General features: G+C 46.1%; 14 protein-coding genes and 1 tRNA gene. 2 read left to right on the top strand and 13 right to left on the bottom strand.

The genetic code is table 11. The annotated features are described in order from the left end of the window. Positions 1-94 precede the first annotated feature (94 nt). Positions 95-1,492 carry a phosphoglucosamine mutase gene (gene glmM, locus ST42_RS10570; RefSeq protein ID WP_044073494.1) on the top strand — a complete coding sequence of 466 codons (1,398 nt, stop codon included), beginning with the start codon at positions 95-97 and terminating at the stop codon, positions 1,490-1,492. Positions 1,493-2,120: 628 nt separating this feature from the next. Here glmM and ST42_RS10565 read toward each other — a convergent pair. The 6 genes from ST42_RS10565 to ST42_RS10540 all read right to left on the bottom strand — a co-directional run bounded on the left by ST42_RS10565 (position 2,121) and on the right by ST42_RS10540 (position 9,113). Next, on the bottom strand, positions 2,121-2,636 hold the full coding sequence (locus ST42_RS10565; RefSeq protein WP_044073493.1) for a hypothetical protein: 516 nt from the start codon (positions 2,634-2,636) through the stop codon (positions 2,121-2,123). Between the two features lie 6 nt (positions 2,637-2,642). Next, a complete protein-coding gene (locus ST42_RS10560) occupies positions 2,643-3,254 on the bottom strand; it encodes a polysaccharide deacetylase family protein (RefSeq protein ID WP_022315593.1) in 612 nt (203 codons plus the stop codon). Between the two features lie 127 nt (positions 3,255-3,381). Continuing rightward, positions 3,382-6,702 (bottom strand): glycosyltransferase family 117 protein, encoded by a 3,321-nt coding sequence (locus tag ST42_RS10555; RefSeq protein WP_044073492.1) that lies wholly within the window; start codon positions 6,700-6,702, stop codon positions 3,382-3,384. Positions 6,703-6,869: 167 nt separating this feature from the next. Next, positions 6,870-7,538 carry an RluA family pseudouridine synthase gene (locus ST42_RS10550; RefSeq protein ID WP_042518783.1) on the bottom strand — a complete coding sequence of 223 codons (669 nt, stop codon included), beginning with the start codon at positions 7,536-7,538 and terminating at the stop codon, positions 6,870-6,872. A 102-nt stretch (positions 7,539-7,640) separates the two neighbouring features. Continuing rightward, positions 7,641-8,399, bottom strand: a complete 759-nt coding sequence (gene fabG / locus ST42_RS10545) for a 3-oxoacyl-[acyl-carrier-protein] reductase (RefSeq protein WP_044065387.1) — start codon at positions 8,397-8,399, stop codon at positions 7,641-7,643. 96 nt (positions 8,400-8,495) lie between these two features. Further along, on the bottom strand, positions 8,496-9,113 hold the full coding sequence (locus tag ST42_RS10540; protein WP_044065389.1) for a TetR/AcrR family transcriptional regulator: 618 nt from the start codon (positions 9,111-9,113) through the stop codon (positions 8,496-8,498). A gap of 738 nt (positions 9,114-9,851) precedes the next feature. Between ST42_RS10540 and ST42_RS10530 the strand changes: the two genes are divergently transcribed. Then, positions 9,852-9,924: transfer RNA gene (locus ST42_RS10530), tRNA-Met, on the top strand. Positions 9,925-10,197: 273 nt separating this feature from the next. Here the strand turns inward: ST42_RS10530 and ST42_RS10525 are convergent. From ST42_RS10525 to ST42_RS13295, 7 genes are all read right to left on the bottom strand, one after another. Continuing rightward, complete coding sequence (locus tag ST42_RS10525; protein ID WP_156139350.1) at positions 10,198-11,130, bottom strand: hypothetical protein; 933 nt, start codon at positions 11,128-11,130, stop codon at positions 10,198-10,200. Positions 11,131-11,641: 511 nt separating this feature from the next. Beyond that, complete coding sequence (locus ST42_RS10520) at positions 11,642-12,586, bottom strand: hypothetical protein (protein WP_044073488.1); 945 nt, start codon at positions 12,584-12,586, stop codon at positions 11,642-11,644. Between the two features lie 73 nt (positions 12,587-12,659). Continuing rightward, positions 12,660-14,138 carry a hypothetical protein gene (locus tag ST42_RS10515; protein ID WP_044073486.1) on the bottom strand — a complete coding sequence of 493 codons (1,479 nt, stop codon included), beginning with the start codon at positions 14,136-14,138 and terminating at the stop codon, positions 12,660-12,662. A gap of 12 nt (positions 14,139-14,150) precedes the next feature. Next, positions 14,151-14,834, bottom strand: a complete 684-nt coding sequence (locus tag ST42_RS13300) for a PP2C family protein-serine/threonine phosphatase (RefSeq protein WP_052488328.1) — start codon at positions 14,832-14,834, stop codon at positions 14,151-14,153. 137 nt (positions 14,835-14,971) lie between these two features. Then, positions 14,972-15,313, bottom strand: a complete 342-nt coding sequence (locus ST42_RS10505) for a hypothetical protein (protein ID WP_044073485.1) — start codon at positions 15,311-15,313, stop codon at positions 14,972-14,974. A 163-nt stretch (positions 15,314-15,476) separates the two neighbouring features. Next, complete coding sequence (locus ST42_RS10500; protein ID WP_042518019.1) at positions 15,477-16,733, bottom strand: ATP-binding protein; 1,257 nt, start codon at positions 16,731-16,733, stop codon at positions 15,477-15,479. 259 nt (positions 16,734-16,992) lie between these two features. Continuing rightward, positions 16,993-18,462, bottom strand: a complete 1,470-nt coding sequence (locus ST42_RS13295; protein WP_052488327.1) for a formylglycine-generating enzyme family protein — start codon at positions 18,460-18,462, stop codon at positions 16,993-16,995. Positions 18,463-18,797 lie beyond the last annotated feature (335 nt).

Genomic DNA, 18,797 nt, shown 5'->3' with positions numbered 1-18,797 from the left:
AAAACAATAAGGCGGGCGAAAGCTTGCCTTTTTTCATCACAGATGATTATAATTAACAAAAAATTCACTCACCAATAAAAAGGAATTCAAAGATATGACACTGATAAAGTCTATTTCCGGTATCCGCGGAACGATAGGCGGACAGACAGGCGACACGCTGAATCCGCTGGACATAGTGAAATTCGTGACGGCATACGCCACATTCATCCGCAAGAGCGGAAAATCTGACAGCAACACCATCGTTGTGGGCAGAGACGCACGCATCAGCGGCGAGATGGTTCGCAGCGTGGTGTGCGGCACATTGATTGGCATGGGCTACGACGTGCTCGACATCGGTTTTGCCACCACTCCTACTACGGAGCTTGCCGTTATAATGTCGAAGGCTGCCGGTGGTATCATCATCACAGCCAGCCACAACCCTCGCCAGTGGAACGCACTGAAACTGCTGAACAACGAAGGCGAGTTCCTCACAAAGGCTGACGGCAACGAAGTGCTTGAGATTGCCGAGAAGGAAGACTTCAACTATTGCGACGTTGACCATCTGGGCCACTACAAGAAGGACGACACGTTCAACAAGAAGCATATCGACTCTGTGCTCAACCTCGCTCTCGTAGACAGAGAGGCAATCAGGAACGCACATTTCAAAGTATGCGTAGACACCATCAACTCTGTGGGCGGCATCATACTGCCGAATCTCTTCGAAGCTCTCGGAGTGGAATACAAGATTCTGAACGGCATCCCAGACGGAGATTTCAACCACAATCCTGAACCGCTGGAGAAGAACCTCGGTGGCATCATGGGCGAGATGGCAAAGGGCGGCTACGACCTGGGTATCGTGGTGGACCCTGATGTTGACCGTCTGGCTTTCATCTGCGAAGACGGAAAGATGTTCGGCGAGGAATACACTCTCGTGTCTGTTGCCGACTATATCCTGGCTAACACCAAGGGTGGCGGTAACACCGTTTCTAACCTGAGCAGTACAAGAGCCTTAAGAGACGTAACAGAGCGCTACGGCGGCACCTACACTGCTGCTGCCGTGGGTGAAGTGAACGTGACGACAAAGATGAAGGAGGTGGGAGCTCTCATCGGTGGCGAAGGCAACGGCGGAGTGATCTATCCTGAGAGCCACTACGGTAGAGACGCTCTCGTGGGCATCGCCCTCTTCCTCTCTTCACTGGCTAAGAAGGGTATGAAGGTGAGCGAACTGCGCAAGTCCTTCCCTAACTATTTCATCGCCAAAAACCGCATCGACCTCACTCCGTCAACCGACGTCGACGCTATCCTCGTGAAGGTGAAGGAGATGTTTGCCGGCGAGAAGGACGTGAAGGTTACAGACATCGACGGTGTGAAGATTGACTTCCCCGACAAGTGGGTTCATCTGCGCAAGAGCAACACCGAACCAATCATCCGTGTCTACAGCGAGGCGAAGACAATGGAAGAGGCTGACGCCATCGGAAAGAAGCTGATGCAGGTGGTATATGACATGCAGTAAGGCTGATTCCAATTGGTGTGAAGCATCAAAGATAAAAGAGGTGAAGCACATCGATATGTGACATCAAAAATCAGCGATGGGAAACATCAAAGATAATGATGCACAACATCAAAGGAAATGATGCACTACATGTAAGACAATCAAGATAAACATACAACGCGGTTCATAGGACAATACCATGAACCGCGTTGTTTTATTTTATACTGATAATGGACAAAAAAAACGTGCCCAAGAGGGGCAACCCCCGAAGCAAGAAACGTGCCCCATGTGAGAAAGCTGCTTGCCCCATGTGAGAAAGCAGCTTGCCCAATATGGGCAAGCACCGTGCCCAATTTCGAACCATTTCCCCTATGTTTGAGAAGACAATCTGGAGCCGTCATAGACTAACAGCTTCTGATGCAAGAAAAGTAAACTGCAGCTGCAATATACTAAAGCAACTTATGCAAGAAAAGTAATCTGCATCTCCCCTACGGGGGAGAACGAGAGGGGGCTGAAGTCAGTGGAAAAGAATACAATACAGATGATAACCATCGCATAATTACACTAGCCCCCACCTAACCTCCCCCGTAGGGGAGGGACGAATAGCAAATCTTACAAAAGCAGTTTATATTGACAGACTGCTATGCAATCACTCTGCCACCAGCTTCTTTCCCTCGCCATACGCCTGGTGGGCAATTCTGTTTATGATATTCTCAGCCATGTCTACGGCGATGCTACCGAGCGCCTCACACTCCGTGAAGCCCTCACATGCCTTGGAGAGTGTGGCAAAGGAACCACAGAGCAGCGACTCGAAATTGCGCTTGTATTCGCACACCATCACATCATAGAACTCATCTGAACGGCAGGCGAAGCGCATCAGATCCATCGGCGTGGTCTTGTTGCCGGCAGCTACGAAAGCCTGCAGCTCTCGCTCCAGTTCTTCTTCCACGTAATTGATACGGGAGATGGCGAAGAACACTTCCTGATTGAAAATCCTCGACACATCCTCGATATGCTCCGACATCACCTTCTTCACGTTCTTCGGCTCATACACGGTCATGTCGGCACTGTCGGCAGACTTGCCTTCTATCACTCCGAGAGTGAAATACTTAAAAAAAGTGCGCACCACAGCGGCGAGCACTTTGTCTTTTCCTATATTCTCCATAATCTGTTATTCAAAAGTCTTGAACTCATATCCTTGTTCCTTCAGCCAGCGCAGCGACTCGGGCAAAGCATAATGCAGTTTGTCGATGCTCTTGAGCGAATCGTGGAAGGTGATTATCGATCCGTTGCGGGCATAGCGCTTCACGTTGGCAACGATATCATCGGCTGTCATCCACTTACTGTAGTCGCGGGTCACGAGATCCCACATCACGATGCGATACTTGCGGCCTACCCAGAAATACTGTTCCCAGCGCATCCATCCGTGTGGCGGACGGAAGAGGTGGCTATGTATGAGATCGTTGGCTTTCTGCACATTCTCACTGTAGGAACGCGTGGTATGCTTGAATCCTCCCCAGTGGTTGAAGGTGTGGTTGCCCACTTGATGACCTGCCGCCACGATCTGGTCGTACAGCTCAGGATGCTTGCGCACATTGTCGCCCACCATAAAGAAAGTGGCATGGACACCGAACTCAGCGAGAGTCTTCAGAATGAATGGTGTTGCCTCGGGGATAGGACCATCGTCAAACGTGAGGTATACAGCACGCTCATTCTTGTCCATCCTCCATGTCGCTCTGGGATATAGCCAGCGCAACCATATTGCCGGTTGCTCTATAAACATATTTTGTCTTGTTGTTTTCTCGTTAGAGATATGATATGAGAAGACAGTCTATCGCCTGTTTCTGCCCTACTCCACTGTCATCATGGGGTTGTAGGCTGTCATGCGATAGACTGTCTGAAAGTTCATCTTATTCCTGCGGCATCTGTCCGCCTCTTGCTGAATACTGCTGTGCCACACGGTTCAGGATACCGTTGATGCGGCGAGCCTCAGCCGGGTCGAAACTGTTTGCCACCTCAAGTGCCTGGTTCAAGACATAAAGCTGAAGCATGCAGTCGCGCTGCGACATGAGGAAGCGGTCTTGACTGAGCGAGAGATACCAGTTGGCATACTGCTCCGCGTTCTTCACCACATATCCGAGCATCTGCTTTGCCTTTGCCTTGTTGCCGATCTCGGCGTAGGCGGCGGCATAGTCGAGACCTCCGCTCATGAAGTTCACCGGCACGTTGTATGCCGGCATCATCTTGTCGGCATAGGCGAGCACCTTGGCAGCCTTGTCTTTCTTGCCCTCTATAATGAGATGCAGGGCGAGGGTCGACATCAGCTTGCGGTGGGTGTTACACATGCGCATCACGGTCTCGTCGAGATAGAGTCCCGGTTTGTCGAGGCCGCCGAACTTGAATCGCTTCATCACGTTGTAGTATGTCTTCTCCGTGTCGAAGTTCTTAGCGTTGCCCTTGTTTGTGGTAAACGGCGTGATGCGGTTGGCGAGTCCCTCCTGGATGAAGTTGTCGCCGAGGTTCATGTAGTTCTCCTGTCCCACGGTCATCGCAACATAGATAGGACGCACCCAATTGCTCTGTGCGATGAGCTCGAGCATCATGAGGTCGCTCTTGTAGAGGGCGTTCTTGCCTTTCAGCGAGATTACCATGCGGTCTGGAATGGTGTCGCTCGCCATCATCATGCCGCTCTTGCGCACGGCGTCCTTGTCTATCGTCACATAGAGTGTGTCGGTAGGGATGAAGTGGCTGTCCTTGTCGCGGCTGCGCACCCAGTATTTCAACACGTTCTTGAGTTCGAACGGATTGTCGCCCCACTGTGCCTTTGCCTGCTCCGGATACTCCTTATAGAAGTTGAGCACCTCCTGCTTGGCGTCTGGATGCACCTCGATGTATTCGTTGGTGCCTGAGCAGTAGTCGAGTCTCGGCCATGTGATTGGCAGCGACGGAGAGTCGTATGCCGGGCGCACCATCTGGTCGATATACCAGTCGGTCTGCAGATACGACAGGTTGCAGACACGGGCATCGGTACGGATTCCCTCAGTATCCTGGTCATACCAGAGAGGGAAGGTGTCGTTGTCGCCGTTGGTGAAGATGATCGGATTGCCCTCGTCTTGCAATGACATGAGATAGTTCTGTCCGAAATCGCGGCAGGTATATCTTCCACTGCGGTCGTGGTCGTCCCATGTCTGGCTTGCCATCTGTATCGGCACGAGCAGACAGGCAACCGAGATTGCTGCTGCCAATGCTACATTGTCTTTCTTGAACTTCTCTCTTATCAGGTCGATGATTGCTGCCACACCCATTCCGCACCATATCGCGAAGGCATAGAATGATCCGGCGTAGGCATAGTCGCGCTCACGAGGCTGCATAGGTGTCTGGTTGAGGTAAATCACGATGGCGAGTCCGGTCATGAAGAAGAGGAAGAACACCACCCAGAACTGCTTTGTTCCCTTGTCGCCCTTGGCGAGTGCCTGCCAGAAGAGTCCGATAAGACCGAGCAGCAGCGGCAAGCAATAGAACACGTTGTGTCCCTTGTTCTCCTTGAGGTCGTCAGGGAGCTTGCTCTGGTCGCCGAGGCGCAAGTTGTCAAGGAACGGTATTCCTGAAATCCAGTTTCCGTGCTCCAGCTCTCCATTGCCCTGCAGGTCGTTCTGACGACCGGCGAAGTTCCACATGAAGTAGCGCCAGTACATGAAGTTGCACTGATATGAAAGGAAGAAGCGGATGTTTTCGAGCTGTGTAGGCATCTTCACCTGGATAGGCTCTCCGCATCTGTCGTAGTCCACGTTATATCCGTCTACTCCGCCCATCCAGCTCTCGTAGGCATCGGCATGGGATGAGTCGTACATACGTGGGAACACCATGTTCTGGGCATAGTTATATTTGTCTTTGGTGTTCACTATGAAGTATGAGTCTTTCTCGTCCTTGCTTGCTTTCTCCTTACGCTGGTACACCGGTTCTCCGATGGTCTTAGAAGGAATGCAATACTGTCCGTCTTCGTCGAATTTCACCTGTGAGGTGTATGCCTGTCCGTAGAACAGCGGACGGTCGCCATACTGGTCGCGGCTGAGATAGCTGCCCAGAGTGAAGATATCCTCCGGAGAGTTCTGGTCCATCGGCGGATTGGCGGTAGAACGGATCACGATTACGGCGTATGTGGAATATCCTATCATCAGCATCAGCATGGAGAGCAGCATGGTGTTCTTCATACGGGCGGTGATGAGGTATTTGCCGTCTTTCTTGTATTTCAGGGCGAGATACAATATTGTCAGCACCACGACTCCGATTACCACTGCCGACCATCCGAATCCGTAGAACGGAATACCGAGCAGGCCAACGGAGAGCACGAACGAGAGGTTGCCCCTCAAGCCGTTGTTGCCGTTGAAACTCTCGTAGATTGCCCACACCACGGTGGCCACGAGCAGCATGATGTATATTATCACTCCTGTGTTGAAGCTGAAGCCGAGGGTGTTGACGAAGAAGAGCTCGAACCATCCGCCCACCTTGATGATGCCTGGCACTACTCCATAGAGTATCGCTGCAACGATGATGAACGAGATGAAGAGCGCCACGAGAGAGCCCTTGCCGTTGGCATTCGGGAATTTGCGATAGTAATATACGAGCACGATTGCCGGCACACAGAGCAGGTTGAGCAGGTGGACACCGATGCTCAATCCCGTCATATACATGATGAGCACGAGCCAGCGGTCGCTATGGGGCTCGTCGGCATGGTCTTCCCATTTCAGAATGAGCCAGAACACCACTGCGGTGAAGGCTGATGAATAGGCGTATACCTCTCCCTCTACGGCGCTGAACCAGAAGGTGTCGCTGAACGTGTATATCAGCGCACCCACCATTCCGCTTGCCTCGATGGCGATGAGCTTTGACTTGGTGAGGTCTTCCCATCCGTTGAGGAGCAACTTACGCGTCAGATGCGTGATGGTCCAGAAGAGGAACAGGATACACGTGGCACTGAGCAGGGCGCTCATGGTGTTGACCATCCTCGCCACCTGCGACGGGTCGCTGGCAAAATGGGAGAAGAGGTTGGCGGTGAGCATGAAGAACGGTGCGCCAGGCGGGTGACCGACCTCCAGTTTGTAACCTGTTGTAATAAACTCCGGACAGTCCCAGAAACTGGCTGTCGGCTCGATAGTGCTGCAATATACAAAGGCCGCAATAAGGAAGGCGAGCCATCCGAGTATATTGTCAACTAATCTAAATTGTTTCATCAAGTTATATTGTTGTTAATGTTTTATGCCAATAATAGATTTGCAAATGTTCCACAAATGATTTGCAAAAATACTAAATTTAAAGCGAGCAGACTCACATTTTTTATATTTTAACTGATAAAGCCATAAATATGCCCCCAACAAAGGGGCACCCCGTTCTGGAATCATCAATTCCCGAACGTCTTCCACTCCGGTAATTCCGGAACGGGAGCCTCAACGCATATCGGCTGCTTGGAGACAGGATGCACAAACTCCACCCTACGGGCGAGCAGCGAGATGCTGCCGTCGGGATTGCTGCGCTTGGCACCATACTTCAGGTCGCCCTTGATAGGACAGCCGATGCTGGCGAGCTGACAGCGTATCTGATGGTGACGGCCGGTGAGGAGCTTCACTTCGATGAGGGTGTAGTTGTCTGTCGCACCGATCACCTTGTATTTCAGTATCGCCTTCTTGGCACCGGGCTTCTCGCGGTCGTAGCTATAGCTCTTGTTCTGCTTCTCGTTTCTCACGAGCCAGCTCTCTATCGTTCCTTCCTCGTGGGGCGGACGGTTCTTGGTGAGCGCCCAATATGTCTTATGCACGTCGCCCGTACGGAACATGTCGTTGAGTCGCGACAGGGCTTTCGACGTGCGTGCAAAGACCACAAGTCCGCTCACAGGACGGTCTAAGCGGTGTACCACGCCGAGGAACACGTTGCCGGGCTTGGCATACGCCTCCTTGATATACTCTTTCACGGTGTCGGAGAGCGGCTTGTCGCCGGTCTTGTCGCCCTGCACAATCTCTCCGCTACGCTTGTTGACGATGATGATATGGTTGTCTTCGTAAACTACGTTCATGCCTGATGGATAAAAAACTTCAAAAAAAAGAAGCTCACCCCTACCCTTCCGGAATGAAGGCACAGTGGACGAGCTTCTCTAAACCTTAGATATGTATCTGAATTACATGTTCATTCCGCCGTCGATCTGGATAACCTGACCGCTGACATAGCTTGACATGTCTGAAGCCAGGAAGAGGCATACGTTGGCGATATCTTCTGTCTGACCGCCACGGCGCAATGGAATCTTCTTCATCCAGTCCTTGCGGATATCCTCTGGCAGCTGGGCTGTCATGGCTGTCTCGATAAAGCCTGGAGCAACGGCGTTGGCACGGATGCCCTTAGGTCCGAGCTCCTGGGCGATACTCTTGGCGAGAGCAATCATACCTGCCTTTGAAGCGGCATAGTTGCACTGGCCTGCATTGCCGTGGACACCCACTACAGAAGCCATATTGATGATAGAACCACCGCGCTGGCGCAACATGATTGGAGAGCAAGCGTGGATGAAATTGAAGGCTGACTTCAGGTTGACGTTCAGCACAGCGTCCCACTGAGCCTCTGTCATACGCAGCATAAGTCCGTCTTTTGTAATTCCGGCGTTGTTCACGAGGATGTCGATAGAACCGAAGTCGGCATGGATCTGCTTCACGGTCTTCTCTGTCTCGGCAAAGTCGGCAGCGTTGCCGGCATAAGCGCGGCAGGTCACTCCGAGTGCCTCGATTTCCTTGCGTGTGGCCTCAAGGCCTGCTGCCATATCGTCGTTGAGCACGAGGTCTGTGAATGCGATGTTTGCACCCTCCTGGGCGAATTTCATTGCGACAGCCTTACCGATGCCGCGTGCCGCACCCGTTACGAGTGCTGTCTTACCAGTTAATAATCCCATTTTCGTTGTATTTATATTTATAATATGTATATACTGTATTTCTATCTACCCGTCACCTAATCCTAAGCACGGAGAAGGATAAAACTGTCTGATGCTTCAATCCTGACGCGCACTGTCTGAATTCTTGTTCGTGATCTTGCCCAGCGCGCCGTATACCACCTTGGCGACAAGCGGTTTGCTCGCCTCAGGAGTGATGCCATGACCCAGGCGGCCATAGATATAGGGCACTTCCAGTCCCTTGATGCAATAGTGGGTGATGTCGGCTACGAGTTCCACGTTGTCGATGTCGAACTCTCCTTCGCGCTTGCCGTCGGTATACACCTTGCGGAAGAGTTCTATCTCATCCTCGTCGAAATGCTTCCTCACCTTCTCCACCATCCAGATGTTGCGAAAGAAGGCGGCTCTCAGATTACCGTTTCTCACCACGGTTTCCTTTATCATGCTCAGATGGGTGTATATCAGTTCGATGATCTTGTCCTGAGGCCTGACATTCCTCGCCGCCACCTCGTCAAGCTTGTCCGACAAGCGCTCCAGCTCTCCCTCTATCACGGCATAATAGATGTCTTCCTTGCTGCTGAAATAGGTATACAGCGTGCGGCGCCCCTTCCCTGAAGCCTGGGCGATATCGTTCATAGTGGTGTTTTCGAATCCGTTGCGGGCAAACAACTGTCTTGCCACATCAACCAACTTCTGTCGGGTCTTTGATATTGACATGATAATATGATAAGTGTTCCGTGTATGTTCCACCGGCCATGGCGCTCAGACACACACCGATTGTACCCTCGATGCACATCCCGTCTTCTTGCACACGGCCATTAACATGTGCAAAAGTATTTATTTCTATGGAAATTGCAAAATAAATAACCATTTATGTTCTGTTTTTACATCTTTTTTAACCCCAACAGTCTGTTTACGACCTGTCGCCACCTTTATTAGCCACATAAACCTCCGGACGGAAACTGGATATCCACAAGCATTCACCACGAGCATTCACCCCTGACAAATTAAACGTGCTAATGACTGTTTTTGAGTGTTATAAATATGAATGTCCTCTTCTCATCCTGCCACAGACGCCCTGCACACCTTATTATATAATGCCCTTCCGACACGAATCCGAAATATCCGCTACCGACCTATAGACAACAATCTGCCAAACCCAAATGTCCATATATTACGGACCCATATAAGCCATTCCGCCGCAATCTCTCCTCCGCATCCATCACGTTCGTACCAAACATTCTGAATGGGAACGCTATCATATTGCGGCAATCCCTTCACCGCACACATCAAAACGTCCCAAATACCGATTCGAATCAACAAATACGGCATTATTCCATTGATGCAAGTCAATATTACACCAAATACTAAAGATTTCCGCTGAAAAGTTTTGCAGTTTCCCAAAAACTTCATACCTTTGCACACGCAATCAAGAAATGCACAAATAATCAATATCGCGGAGTGGAGCAGTTGGTAGCTCGCCAGGCTCATAACCTGGAGGTCGCATGTTCGAGTCCTGCCTCCGCAACTACGAAAGACGTAATGTAGACAATACATTACGTCTTTTTTTTGTTTATGCCACTTATAACCAAAGGTATAAAGGTTCACCAGTATACCAAAAGTTGCAGGATGTTTTCGAGGACGAATGACAACCATACCGATGTTGTATTTCGGATTATCAGCAGGGAAACAACCTACAAACGTAAATTCATCAGAACTTCTTTTCTCTGAGCATAGGCTCCTATGTTACAGAGTATTAGCATTAATAGTAATAATGTTCTAACTGTTTGTTTTATTGTTTTCATTCCGTCTCTACATCTTTAGGTTGTACAATCAGTTCCAATCGCTTGACATCGTCTTCTGTCAGTTGGACATTCCCTCCATTTCTGTAATAGTCGAGCACTCTTTCTGCGCCATGTCGGTCCAACACAGCATGTTCTTCTGCTTTCATGTAGTATTCTACAGCAAGTTGCATGTTTGATTTGCCATTATCGTCAGGTTCATAATAGAGGTCACCAAGAATCAGATAGGCGAGAGGTACACGATGAGCAATTATGCCAAGCTTTGTTGCATCTGCTCTCAGTCTGCCTTCCCAATCAGGTATGGTTAACAGCAGTTCAGCCAAGGAACAACCTTGATTTGCTGCCTCTTTTATCATATTCATCCCTGATATTGTGTCTCCTTGGTCAACAGTAATCATTCCGAGGAGTGTCTTTGCTTCAGGACTATCGCTCGCACGTAGTACATGCTCTATACTGTCTGGATCCTCTTGAATATACGACTTATAGCCATCCATAAGGAGAAATAATGTTTTGTAATCATTACCATCTGGCAAGCCGTAGATATAGTCATCTATGCGATTGATTGCTCCACGCCACTCAGCCATGTGAGCCATTGTAATCATACCAAAGAAATCCTTCTTTACCCCAATACCATCTCGATAACAATCTGCCAGTTTCAGATATGCCGAACCATCGCCCCAGCGAGCTTGATAGAGCAATGACATGATTGTATCTTGGGGAGCATCAGTCATGCTCTTATGCTCTGCCAACTTTGTTGAAGAAGCCGTTTCTTCAATTATCTGTTGTTCAGAGCAACTTGCAAAGAACAACAGCATCATCATATATATGCACCAATTCTTCATCATAATATTCTGTTTTGTTTTACTCAACATTGCATTAACTTTGAGGAAACCAATATTGCAACAAAATTTTTCATTGCCCAGATGTATCAATATTCTTTCTTATGATAGAGTTTTGTGGTTGAACACCCATTTGCAGCACAATTAACGCACTCTGTCTGACCTGGTTTATGCTCGTAAATCTGGCAACCGCACCCACTATTACACCTTCCATAATAGAAAGACCGGCCTCTAAAGGAGACATCTGAGTTTGAACGTGTCTCTACATAATCAGCCACAATCTCTCCTGTTCCACCACATCTGTTACAAGTATATCCTGCATAAACGCCATATCCGCTACATAGCGTACATTGGAACGTTTTCTGGCTTTCCTCCTCATAAACATCCTCACTTGCGTACGAATTCGCTGTAGAAGGCTTTGAGTCACAACTAACAATTGTAGCAGCGATCATAATACTGAACAATACGACAAAAATGCTTGCTAACGATTTCATTTCTCAATACCCTAATCCGTGTCGGGCACAACTTCTAAGTTTGTTATTTGTTTGTTTATGCGATATAGAGTATAGAAGTAACCTCAATCTATCACTTCATTGGCTTGACATCATCGAAATTCATCTCTTTCTCTATCAAGAAAATCTTTGGTCAGTTTTACCTGTCTTTTGTTTGCAAGACACAGATGTTCCTGCAAGTTCTTATTGACAGCATTGTTGTTTATCTTTCCTCTCTTGTAGTTCTTGATGAGTAGATTGATATTTTCGAGTTTGCTTCTTAGCAACCATTCAAACAGTGTACCTTGCTCACGAGGCAGATCGGAATACCACTCGTCGATGCCGTCACGATGTGCCCGATAAGTGGTTAGCGTGTACATATAGTCATCGTGAATGAGTTTCGTTGTCTCTTTGTCATTACACAGATCCGCCAGTTGCTTGTATGCTTCTATCAGCCGATAGTCAACAGGCATGACAGAACGCCAGGCTGCCATATTCATGTCGGCTTGGGTACCACAGTCGTATGTTTCCACAACTCCATTAATTACCCGAAATAGTTTTTCGTAACTATTAGGTTCTTGCCATTCGCCACCTGTTTTTTTATAGAAGTGCTTCATCTGTAGTCGTGCTACCTCATGCCAGACAAAGGATGCGCTTGCTTCATCCGTACCCGAATTGACCATACTTGCGTATGAATCGAACAGGGCAATAACGATAGAAATGGTGTCTTTGTAGGCTTTTGTAATCCACTTGTTATACTCTTCATTGTCCATGCCCAAGTCTTCCAGACTGTAGCTACCAGTTTTGCTATACGCTGTATCTGCGATGGATAGCAAGGAGTCAACCGTATGTTCTGAACAGGTAACGTATGCCATCACTTTTTTCTTGTCAACATCCAGATGTTTCAAGACAAATGGAATGCTGTCTTTAGCAACCATCACAGTATCGGATTCCTGATTATCCAATCCGCCTTTATTTCCTTTACAGGATACTACGGAAAGGACAAACAGAAACAATACCGACATTTTGAATATTGCAGTAGTTTTCATGTTGTTCATTTTTGTTATTTAATTTCTATTCTTGCCACCTCATCCACATTCTTTATCCTACGGATATTTTCAATGGCTAGCTTTAGTTCTTTGGAAGAATGCACCTCAGGAAACATGAGATTTTTTGCACAAGCATTTCTGCCTCCTTTGGTTTGGGCATGTTTTCTCTCGCAAGCGTCACCTGAATGTTATAGACAGCGGAATCATTTGTGGTCGCACTGTGTGCATAGCTAAGTGATTTCAACTGACACCATTTTAACATGATTAAGGAGTCACGAACTATTGTTCCTGGAGTATATGAAATGGAATCTGTTGGTATAAACGCTTCCTTGTCATCGTAGTCGTAAATGACAGATCCGTTTTTCAAAGCCTTGATATGAGTGCGTACTTGGCTGTTCTTTGCTTCTATTAGTTTTACTTCCAGTCTTTCATCAGATTTATAGTCGTACTCCGAGAGGTGCTCTTCTACAATTTGACAGATACTGTCCTGCAGTTGATGGCTAATATGATTGTCTTTACGATACTCGCTATTACAGATGTCATAGAGGGTGTAATATCCGTTCTTACGCAGTTCCAACTCACCAAACCAATGTCTTGATGTATGATAGACAAAGGCATCATACTCCGGTTTCACCAACAGGCCGTATCTGCTACGCAGTCCTATCTTCCCTGTTTTCTTGTCCTCTATGCTGAATATGCCTGGATAAGTGTCAAGGGAATAATATCCGGTTCTTCCTACATTGAAGCAGGTATATTGGTTGTTGCCTATGGCCAAACTTGGCAACAATATGCCCACATAGATGGCTGATATAACGGACAGTAACAATTTTTTCTTGTCCTGGTAGAAGGAACTACATACATAGATCACCATGCTAAAACTGATGCCCAACATGGACATTCGCAACAGTCCGGCATGGGGTTGGGCAAAGAAGAATATCAGCATGGATATAACCAACACCCACACTTTTCCTTTCTCCAATCCATAATATCTTTTAAGCAGATGGAAACTCAGTGTCGGAGCCACGACACAGGCGAACAGACATATCCTCGCATTCATAGCGAGACCAGCATACAATGTGCCTGTTGTTATCAACAGTAGGGAACAGTATGTCCTTGCAGTCTTATCCGTCCAGAGCAGTTTGCCAAGTGCGTCTTTCCATGTCAAGGTGTCTGTCAGAAAACCCTTACGGAAGATATTGACGAGGAAGACCGCCAAAGGAACTACCCACAACCATGTAGCCACAGCTAAAGTAAGCCCTACATACCACCATTGGTCAAAGTCGATGTTCAACAATGGAAATACTTTTGAGGCAAGTTCATTAAGTTTTATGTCAAGTTCTGTACTGACAGCGAAGGCTGCCAATCCCATGAACAGCAGTCCTGGAATCCATGATTTCTTTTCCCTATGGTAAAGCGTGAACGAGAGCAGCAGACGTGACATAATAAGTAACATTACAATCCATGTTGCAGGAGTAGCGACCCATGCTATTCTGCTTCCCAATGCGGCTATAGTCCACAATGAACAGATAGCCAAATCAATTTCTAATAGTATCTTTCTCATCTTATCCTTATTTTATTCTATTTCCATCAATATTGCCGTATAGTTGTCATCACCTTGTTTTTGACAGAGAAAGTCAAATACATCAAGTATCTCTTCCAAGGGCTTGTCGTCCAACATCCTTGCTTGCAGGATGTCTGGAGCTATGCTTTTGTATAGTCCGTCCGAACACAATAATATTCTGTCACCAGCCTTCAGCTGGATTTGTCGAATATCTGGTACAGCCACTTCGGGGCGGTAAGAGAAGAAGCATTTGGCAACAATCTCCCATCCGAAATCAAGCCGGATATGGTCTTTTGTCTGATAAAGTAATCCATCACCAGGTCTTTGTACATAACAACGACTATCACCAATATGTGCAATGGTTGCCACATCGTTCTCAATACTTACCATGACCATGGTCGTACCCATCTCTGCATGATGAAGTTCAAATGTCTTTTTGTCAATTGCACAACTCGCTTTCTTACAAGCAAGTTTCACCTTTGAGTCACAATCGGGCATACTGATATGCTTCTTCCAAAAGTCAGATATAGTATTGCATACCGTTTCACTGGCTGTCTCTCCAAAGGAATGACCGCCCATACCGTCACAGACTATTCCCACAAACCGATTGCTTTCAGGCATATCAATGACCTTGAAGGCATCCTCATTGTTATGCCTTCTACCAGTCTTGCTTATTGTTGTATATCTTATTTTCATATTAATGTTAGTTATACGAATAAGGCTCGTTTCAAGTAGTAAGCCTTGACAAGACACCTACATTGAAACGAGCCCTGTATTATATATGCGTATTCAAAGTGTTGGCTATCCCCTTGCCTGTTTTTTTTCTTTATGTGTCATTTTAATGTAATATCATCCGTTACTTTCATATCATCGTATTCATCATCCCAGTATATCATTGGTGCCAATTCTTCCCTTAATTCAGGGAATTGATACTCTCTTAACTTTTCCAATTTGTTTTCAACCTCATCTTTTGACTTTGCAAATACAAAGCTACGATGCCAATAATTGTCGCTGAGATAATCACATTCATCAAACCAAAGATGATGTTTCACGAACTGTCCTACATATACATCATCCTTGGGCATTTCCTTACACGAATAGTCTGCTATCTCGTAAATATCCTTAAACGTAGTTCCAAGGACATGTATCTGCTCTGTAATCTTAATTTTCTTCATATCGATTTCCCTAATCCGTGTCGGGCACAACTTCTAAGTTTGTCTGTTTATGAGATATAGAGATCAGAAGTAACCATATCCTATCAGAAAAAAATTCTTATTTTTCTATAAAGCTCACTTTGTTCAAACATTGCTTTGTAAGCACGATGAATCAAATGTCTCATTATACACCATTTAGCACCCATTTCCAAACAGGCACAACCTCTATTTTCAACCCATCGCGCTCCATCACTCCCTCGTCCTCGTATGTCACAATCATTGCCTTTTTCAGAGGATATAAAGAATTAAGGGCTACCAAGGCTTTTACCTCACGTTCCAATGTAGACTCGTCGCTCATTCTATAACTGGCTTGAACAGCCAGACCCTCGTCGGGTACATAGAAGTCAACCTCAATATTGCGGTTGAAATAATAGATGCCACAGCCATACTTCTTATATAATGTTATGGCACATAGGTTTTCAAGCAACAGTGTGTCAGGGTTGTTGATGAAGAGGTGCAACAGTCCGTTGTCCACAAAATAGTGCTTCTTCACCGTTTCTTTTTCTGTGAACTTAGAGGCATAGTTGTCCAATGATATCAACAGACAAGACTCCTGCAAATATCTCACATACTCCATAATGGTTGACGCACTGCATCGAACACCTGTCGACTTAACCAAGTTGCTCAATCTGTTCAACGAGCAGGGTTGCATCACGCTTTCTGCCAAACGACGCACACACAGACGCAGGGCATCCTCGTTCTTTATCTTATGACGCACAATAAGGTCATTGAAGAATATGCGGTTGTACAAGCTGTTGAGCCAGATGCGCTTCTCGCGGAAGTTGACCAATTCCGGGAAACCTCCCCATTCAAAGTAAGTTCTGAAATGACGCTGCAACTCATTAGCCTTCCTGCCATACTGCCATCCTCCTGCAATGTTTACACCAACAGCCGTAAGGTATTCGTTAAAGCTATACGGAAAGACATTCACACTAAGATACCTGCCTCCCAAAACGGTCTCTATGTCACGGCTCAGCATCTTGGCATTGCTTCCCGTAACATAAACACGATACTTCAAGTTAGCAAGACGACGCGCAAAGTTAGCCCAACCATCCACATTCTGTATCTCATCAAAGAAGAATATCGGCTGACCGCTATACATGCTGTGATAGGCTTGAATTATGAGATCGAAGTCTGTAGCAGCCATCCCTTGCAGACGCTCGTCATCGAAGTTTACATAAACAATGTCCTCCAAAAGCTTTCCTTCTGCCAATAATTGCTGCACACGTTGATACAACAAGTAGGATTTTCCTGCCTGTCTTACACCCACAAACACATAGTTGCCATACTCTTCCAAGTCAAGGGGACGCTCCACCAACGGTATGCTTCCTATATATTCTTGATTCTCAGAGATTATCGTTCTAAATATTTCCTTATCCATACTCTGCTTTTTCCTACAAAGATATGATTTTTATTCGGTGGCGCAAAATAAAATTCGCTATTTTTATTCGGTGACAGCGAATAAACAAGACTGATTGTTTATAATTTTACTTTTCGATAACTTCTCGTTCGATTCTCGATAGGGTCTCGATCACTCTTCGATCGTTCTTCATTCATCCTCCGTTAAACAATCGAAGAACAATCGCTGGCGTTATGGCACAAAAAACCATCATAAAGCCAATAAAAAGCATTCCCATCAGCTATTTCGAAGAACATATAAATTTACCCAATCCGTAGCTGCGTATCTCCATCCCTGGGCCGACACAACTTCTATTTTGGAATCTACATGTCATCTTTTTAAGGCGAAACTTCTTTACGACCTTTCCTTTTCGATCAATAGCACCAAATAGATTGACTTCTTTATCATCTGGCATGCAACCACCTCCCTCATAAATATCGTACACGCCATCAGGATTAAGCCACCATTCCACTTCTGCTACACCATTATAATATTGATGTATATACCCAGAAAAATGGAACGAATGTGCTTTCGCCATGTCAAGAACTTCTTGTGGCTGCCCTTTAAGACTATCCCAATCTATATCTTCGTCAGTAACAGTAAGTAGAATCTCAGAATCTGATATGAACTCATATGCGCATTTCGTCTCTTTGTCCATCAAATAACGAGGTTTAAAATCTGTCCCCATCACATGTTTCACCAAGGCTATACCTTCTCCAAGATCATGTACAAATACTTGATCTAGATAATGTGGAACACATAATTTTCTATATAGCTTTTCTTCTTCAGACATATGCGTATCATAGGCATTCTCGTCTGGAGTTTCATATATACAATCGGAGAGGACAAGCCGCATACCTATACAAGCTGTGGGCATAGGAGTGATGTAGCCTCGATCAGACACGCGACACAATGTGGCTTCGTTATACCAACTGCCACCACGACATATACGTAATCCCTCATGGTTTATTTCTATCGGATCCGTTATGTTTTTCAGTCCTATCGGATTCGTCTGGGGGGTATGCGAATATTCATAAAACTTGTCTTGACACCACTCTGAGACATTGCCACTCATATCGTAAATGCCTAATTCGTTTGGTTTCAGTTTTGCTACAGGATGTGTCTCATTATTGCTGTTTTCACTATACCAAGCCACTTCGCACAGATTGTTACTTCCTGCATACTTATAACCTTTGCTTTTATTTCCGCCTCGTGCGGCAAACTCCCACTCTGCTTCTGTTGGAAGTCTGAATTTCTTACCAGCAAGTACAGTTCGTAGTTTCCAGTTTAAAGCCCCTATAAATTCTTGGAAATAAGTACGATACGCATGCTCTACTGGCAGATCTTCTCCCTTGAATCCTGATGGCTCAAAAAAAAGAGGAAAGTCGCCCATCACAGCTTTAAATAATTCTTGAGTAACCAGAGTTTCACCAATATAGTAGTCTCTGGTGATTATTACCTTATGTGCCGGTTTCTCAACATCTTTTGGGGCTTCTTGTTCTTCCGTTGCCCCCATCATAAAGCTACCATGCTCAACAAGTATCATATTGAAAGATACTCCATTGACCATAAAGTTCAATTTGTCTTTGTTGATTTTGTTTTCTGAATTTAGCATCATTATTTTATCTCCTTTATTGAAAGAAAAAGAGACGATTCTTCGCAACTTACCAGTCTCTTTATTGAGAAATGTCCATCCAAACTCATACTTCATTTATTTTCCATGTATTAACAACCATTCAATCAGTTGGTTCACCTCTTTGCTCAACATTCTTTAGTGTAATATCATCCGCCGATCGGTTATTGTTGTATTTATTTTTGAAAACATTGAATAATCCCATAGTAAATACCCTAATCCGTGTCGGGCGCAACTTCTAAGTTTATTATTTGTTTATGAGATATAGAGTATGGAAGTAACTACATCCTATCAAAAAGCCTCTAATCTTTCGAAATCCTTCTTGAAATCCGACATTCATATTCAATATCGGCGAAATATACAAGGCATAATGCTATGCTTCAGGCTCATATCGTACCGATTTGGCTATAAGC

The organism is Prevotella pectinovora (assembly GCF_000834015.1).
GTDB lineage: Bacteria > Bacteroidota > Bacteroidia > Bacteroidales > Bacteroidaceae > Prevotella > Prevotella pectinovora.
Note: the sequence above shows the minus strand (reverse complement) of the source record. Positions and strands in the feature narration are given on the sequence as shown.

Coding starts and splice junctions, on each gene's coding strand:
- glmM (WP_044073494.1), top strand. CDS start 95: ATGACACTGATAAAGTCTATTTCCGGTATCCGCGGAACGATAGGCGGA.
- ST42_RS13300 (WP_052488328.1), bottom strand. CDS start 14,834: ATGAAAATAAGATATACAACAATAAGCAAGACTGGTAGAAGGCATAAC.
- ST42_RS10555 (WP_044073492.1), bottom strand. CDS start 6,702: ATGAAACAATTTAGATTAGTTGACAATATACTCGGATGGCTCGCCTTC.
- fabG (WP_044065387.1), bottom strand. CDS start 8,399: ATGGGATTATTAACTGGTAAGACAGCACTCGTAACGGGTGCGGCACGC.
- ST42_RS10550 (WP_042518783.1), bottom strand. CDS start 7,538: ATGAACGTAGTTTACGAAGACAACCATATCATCATCGTCAACAAGCGT.
- ST42_RS10540 (WP_044065389.1), bottom strand. CDS start 9,113: ATGTCAATATCAAAGACCCGACAGAAGTTGGTTGATGTGGCAAGACAG.
- ST42_RS10500 (WP_042518019.1), bottom strand. CDS start 16,733: ATGGATAAGGAAATATTTAGAACGATAATCTCTGAGAATCAAGAATAT.
- ST42_RS10505 (WP_044073485.1), bottom strand. CDS start 15,313: ATGAAGAAAATTAAGATTACAGAGCAGATACATGTCCTTGGAACTACG.
- ST42_RS10515 (WP_044073486.1), bottom strand. CDS start 14,138: ATGAGAAAGATACTATTAGAAATTGATTTGGCTATCTGTTCATTGTGG.
- ST42_RS10520 (WP_044073488.1), bottom strand. CDS start 12,586: ATGAACAACATGAAAACTACTGCAATATTCAAAATGTCGGTATTGTTT.
- ST42_RS10560 (WP_022315593.1), bottom strand. CDS start 3,254: ATGTTTATAGAGCAACCGGCAATATGGTTGCGCTGGCTATATCCCAGA.
- ST42_RS10565 (WP_044073493.1), bottom strand. CDS start 2,636: ATGGAGAATATAGGAAAAGACAAAGTGCTCGCCGCTGTGGTGCGCACT.
- ST42_RS13295 (WP_052488327.1), bottom strand. CDS start 18,462: ATGAAGTATGAGTTTGGATGGACATTTCTCAATAAAGAGACTGGTAAG.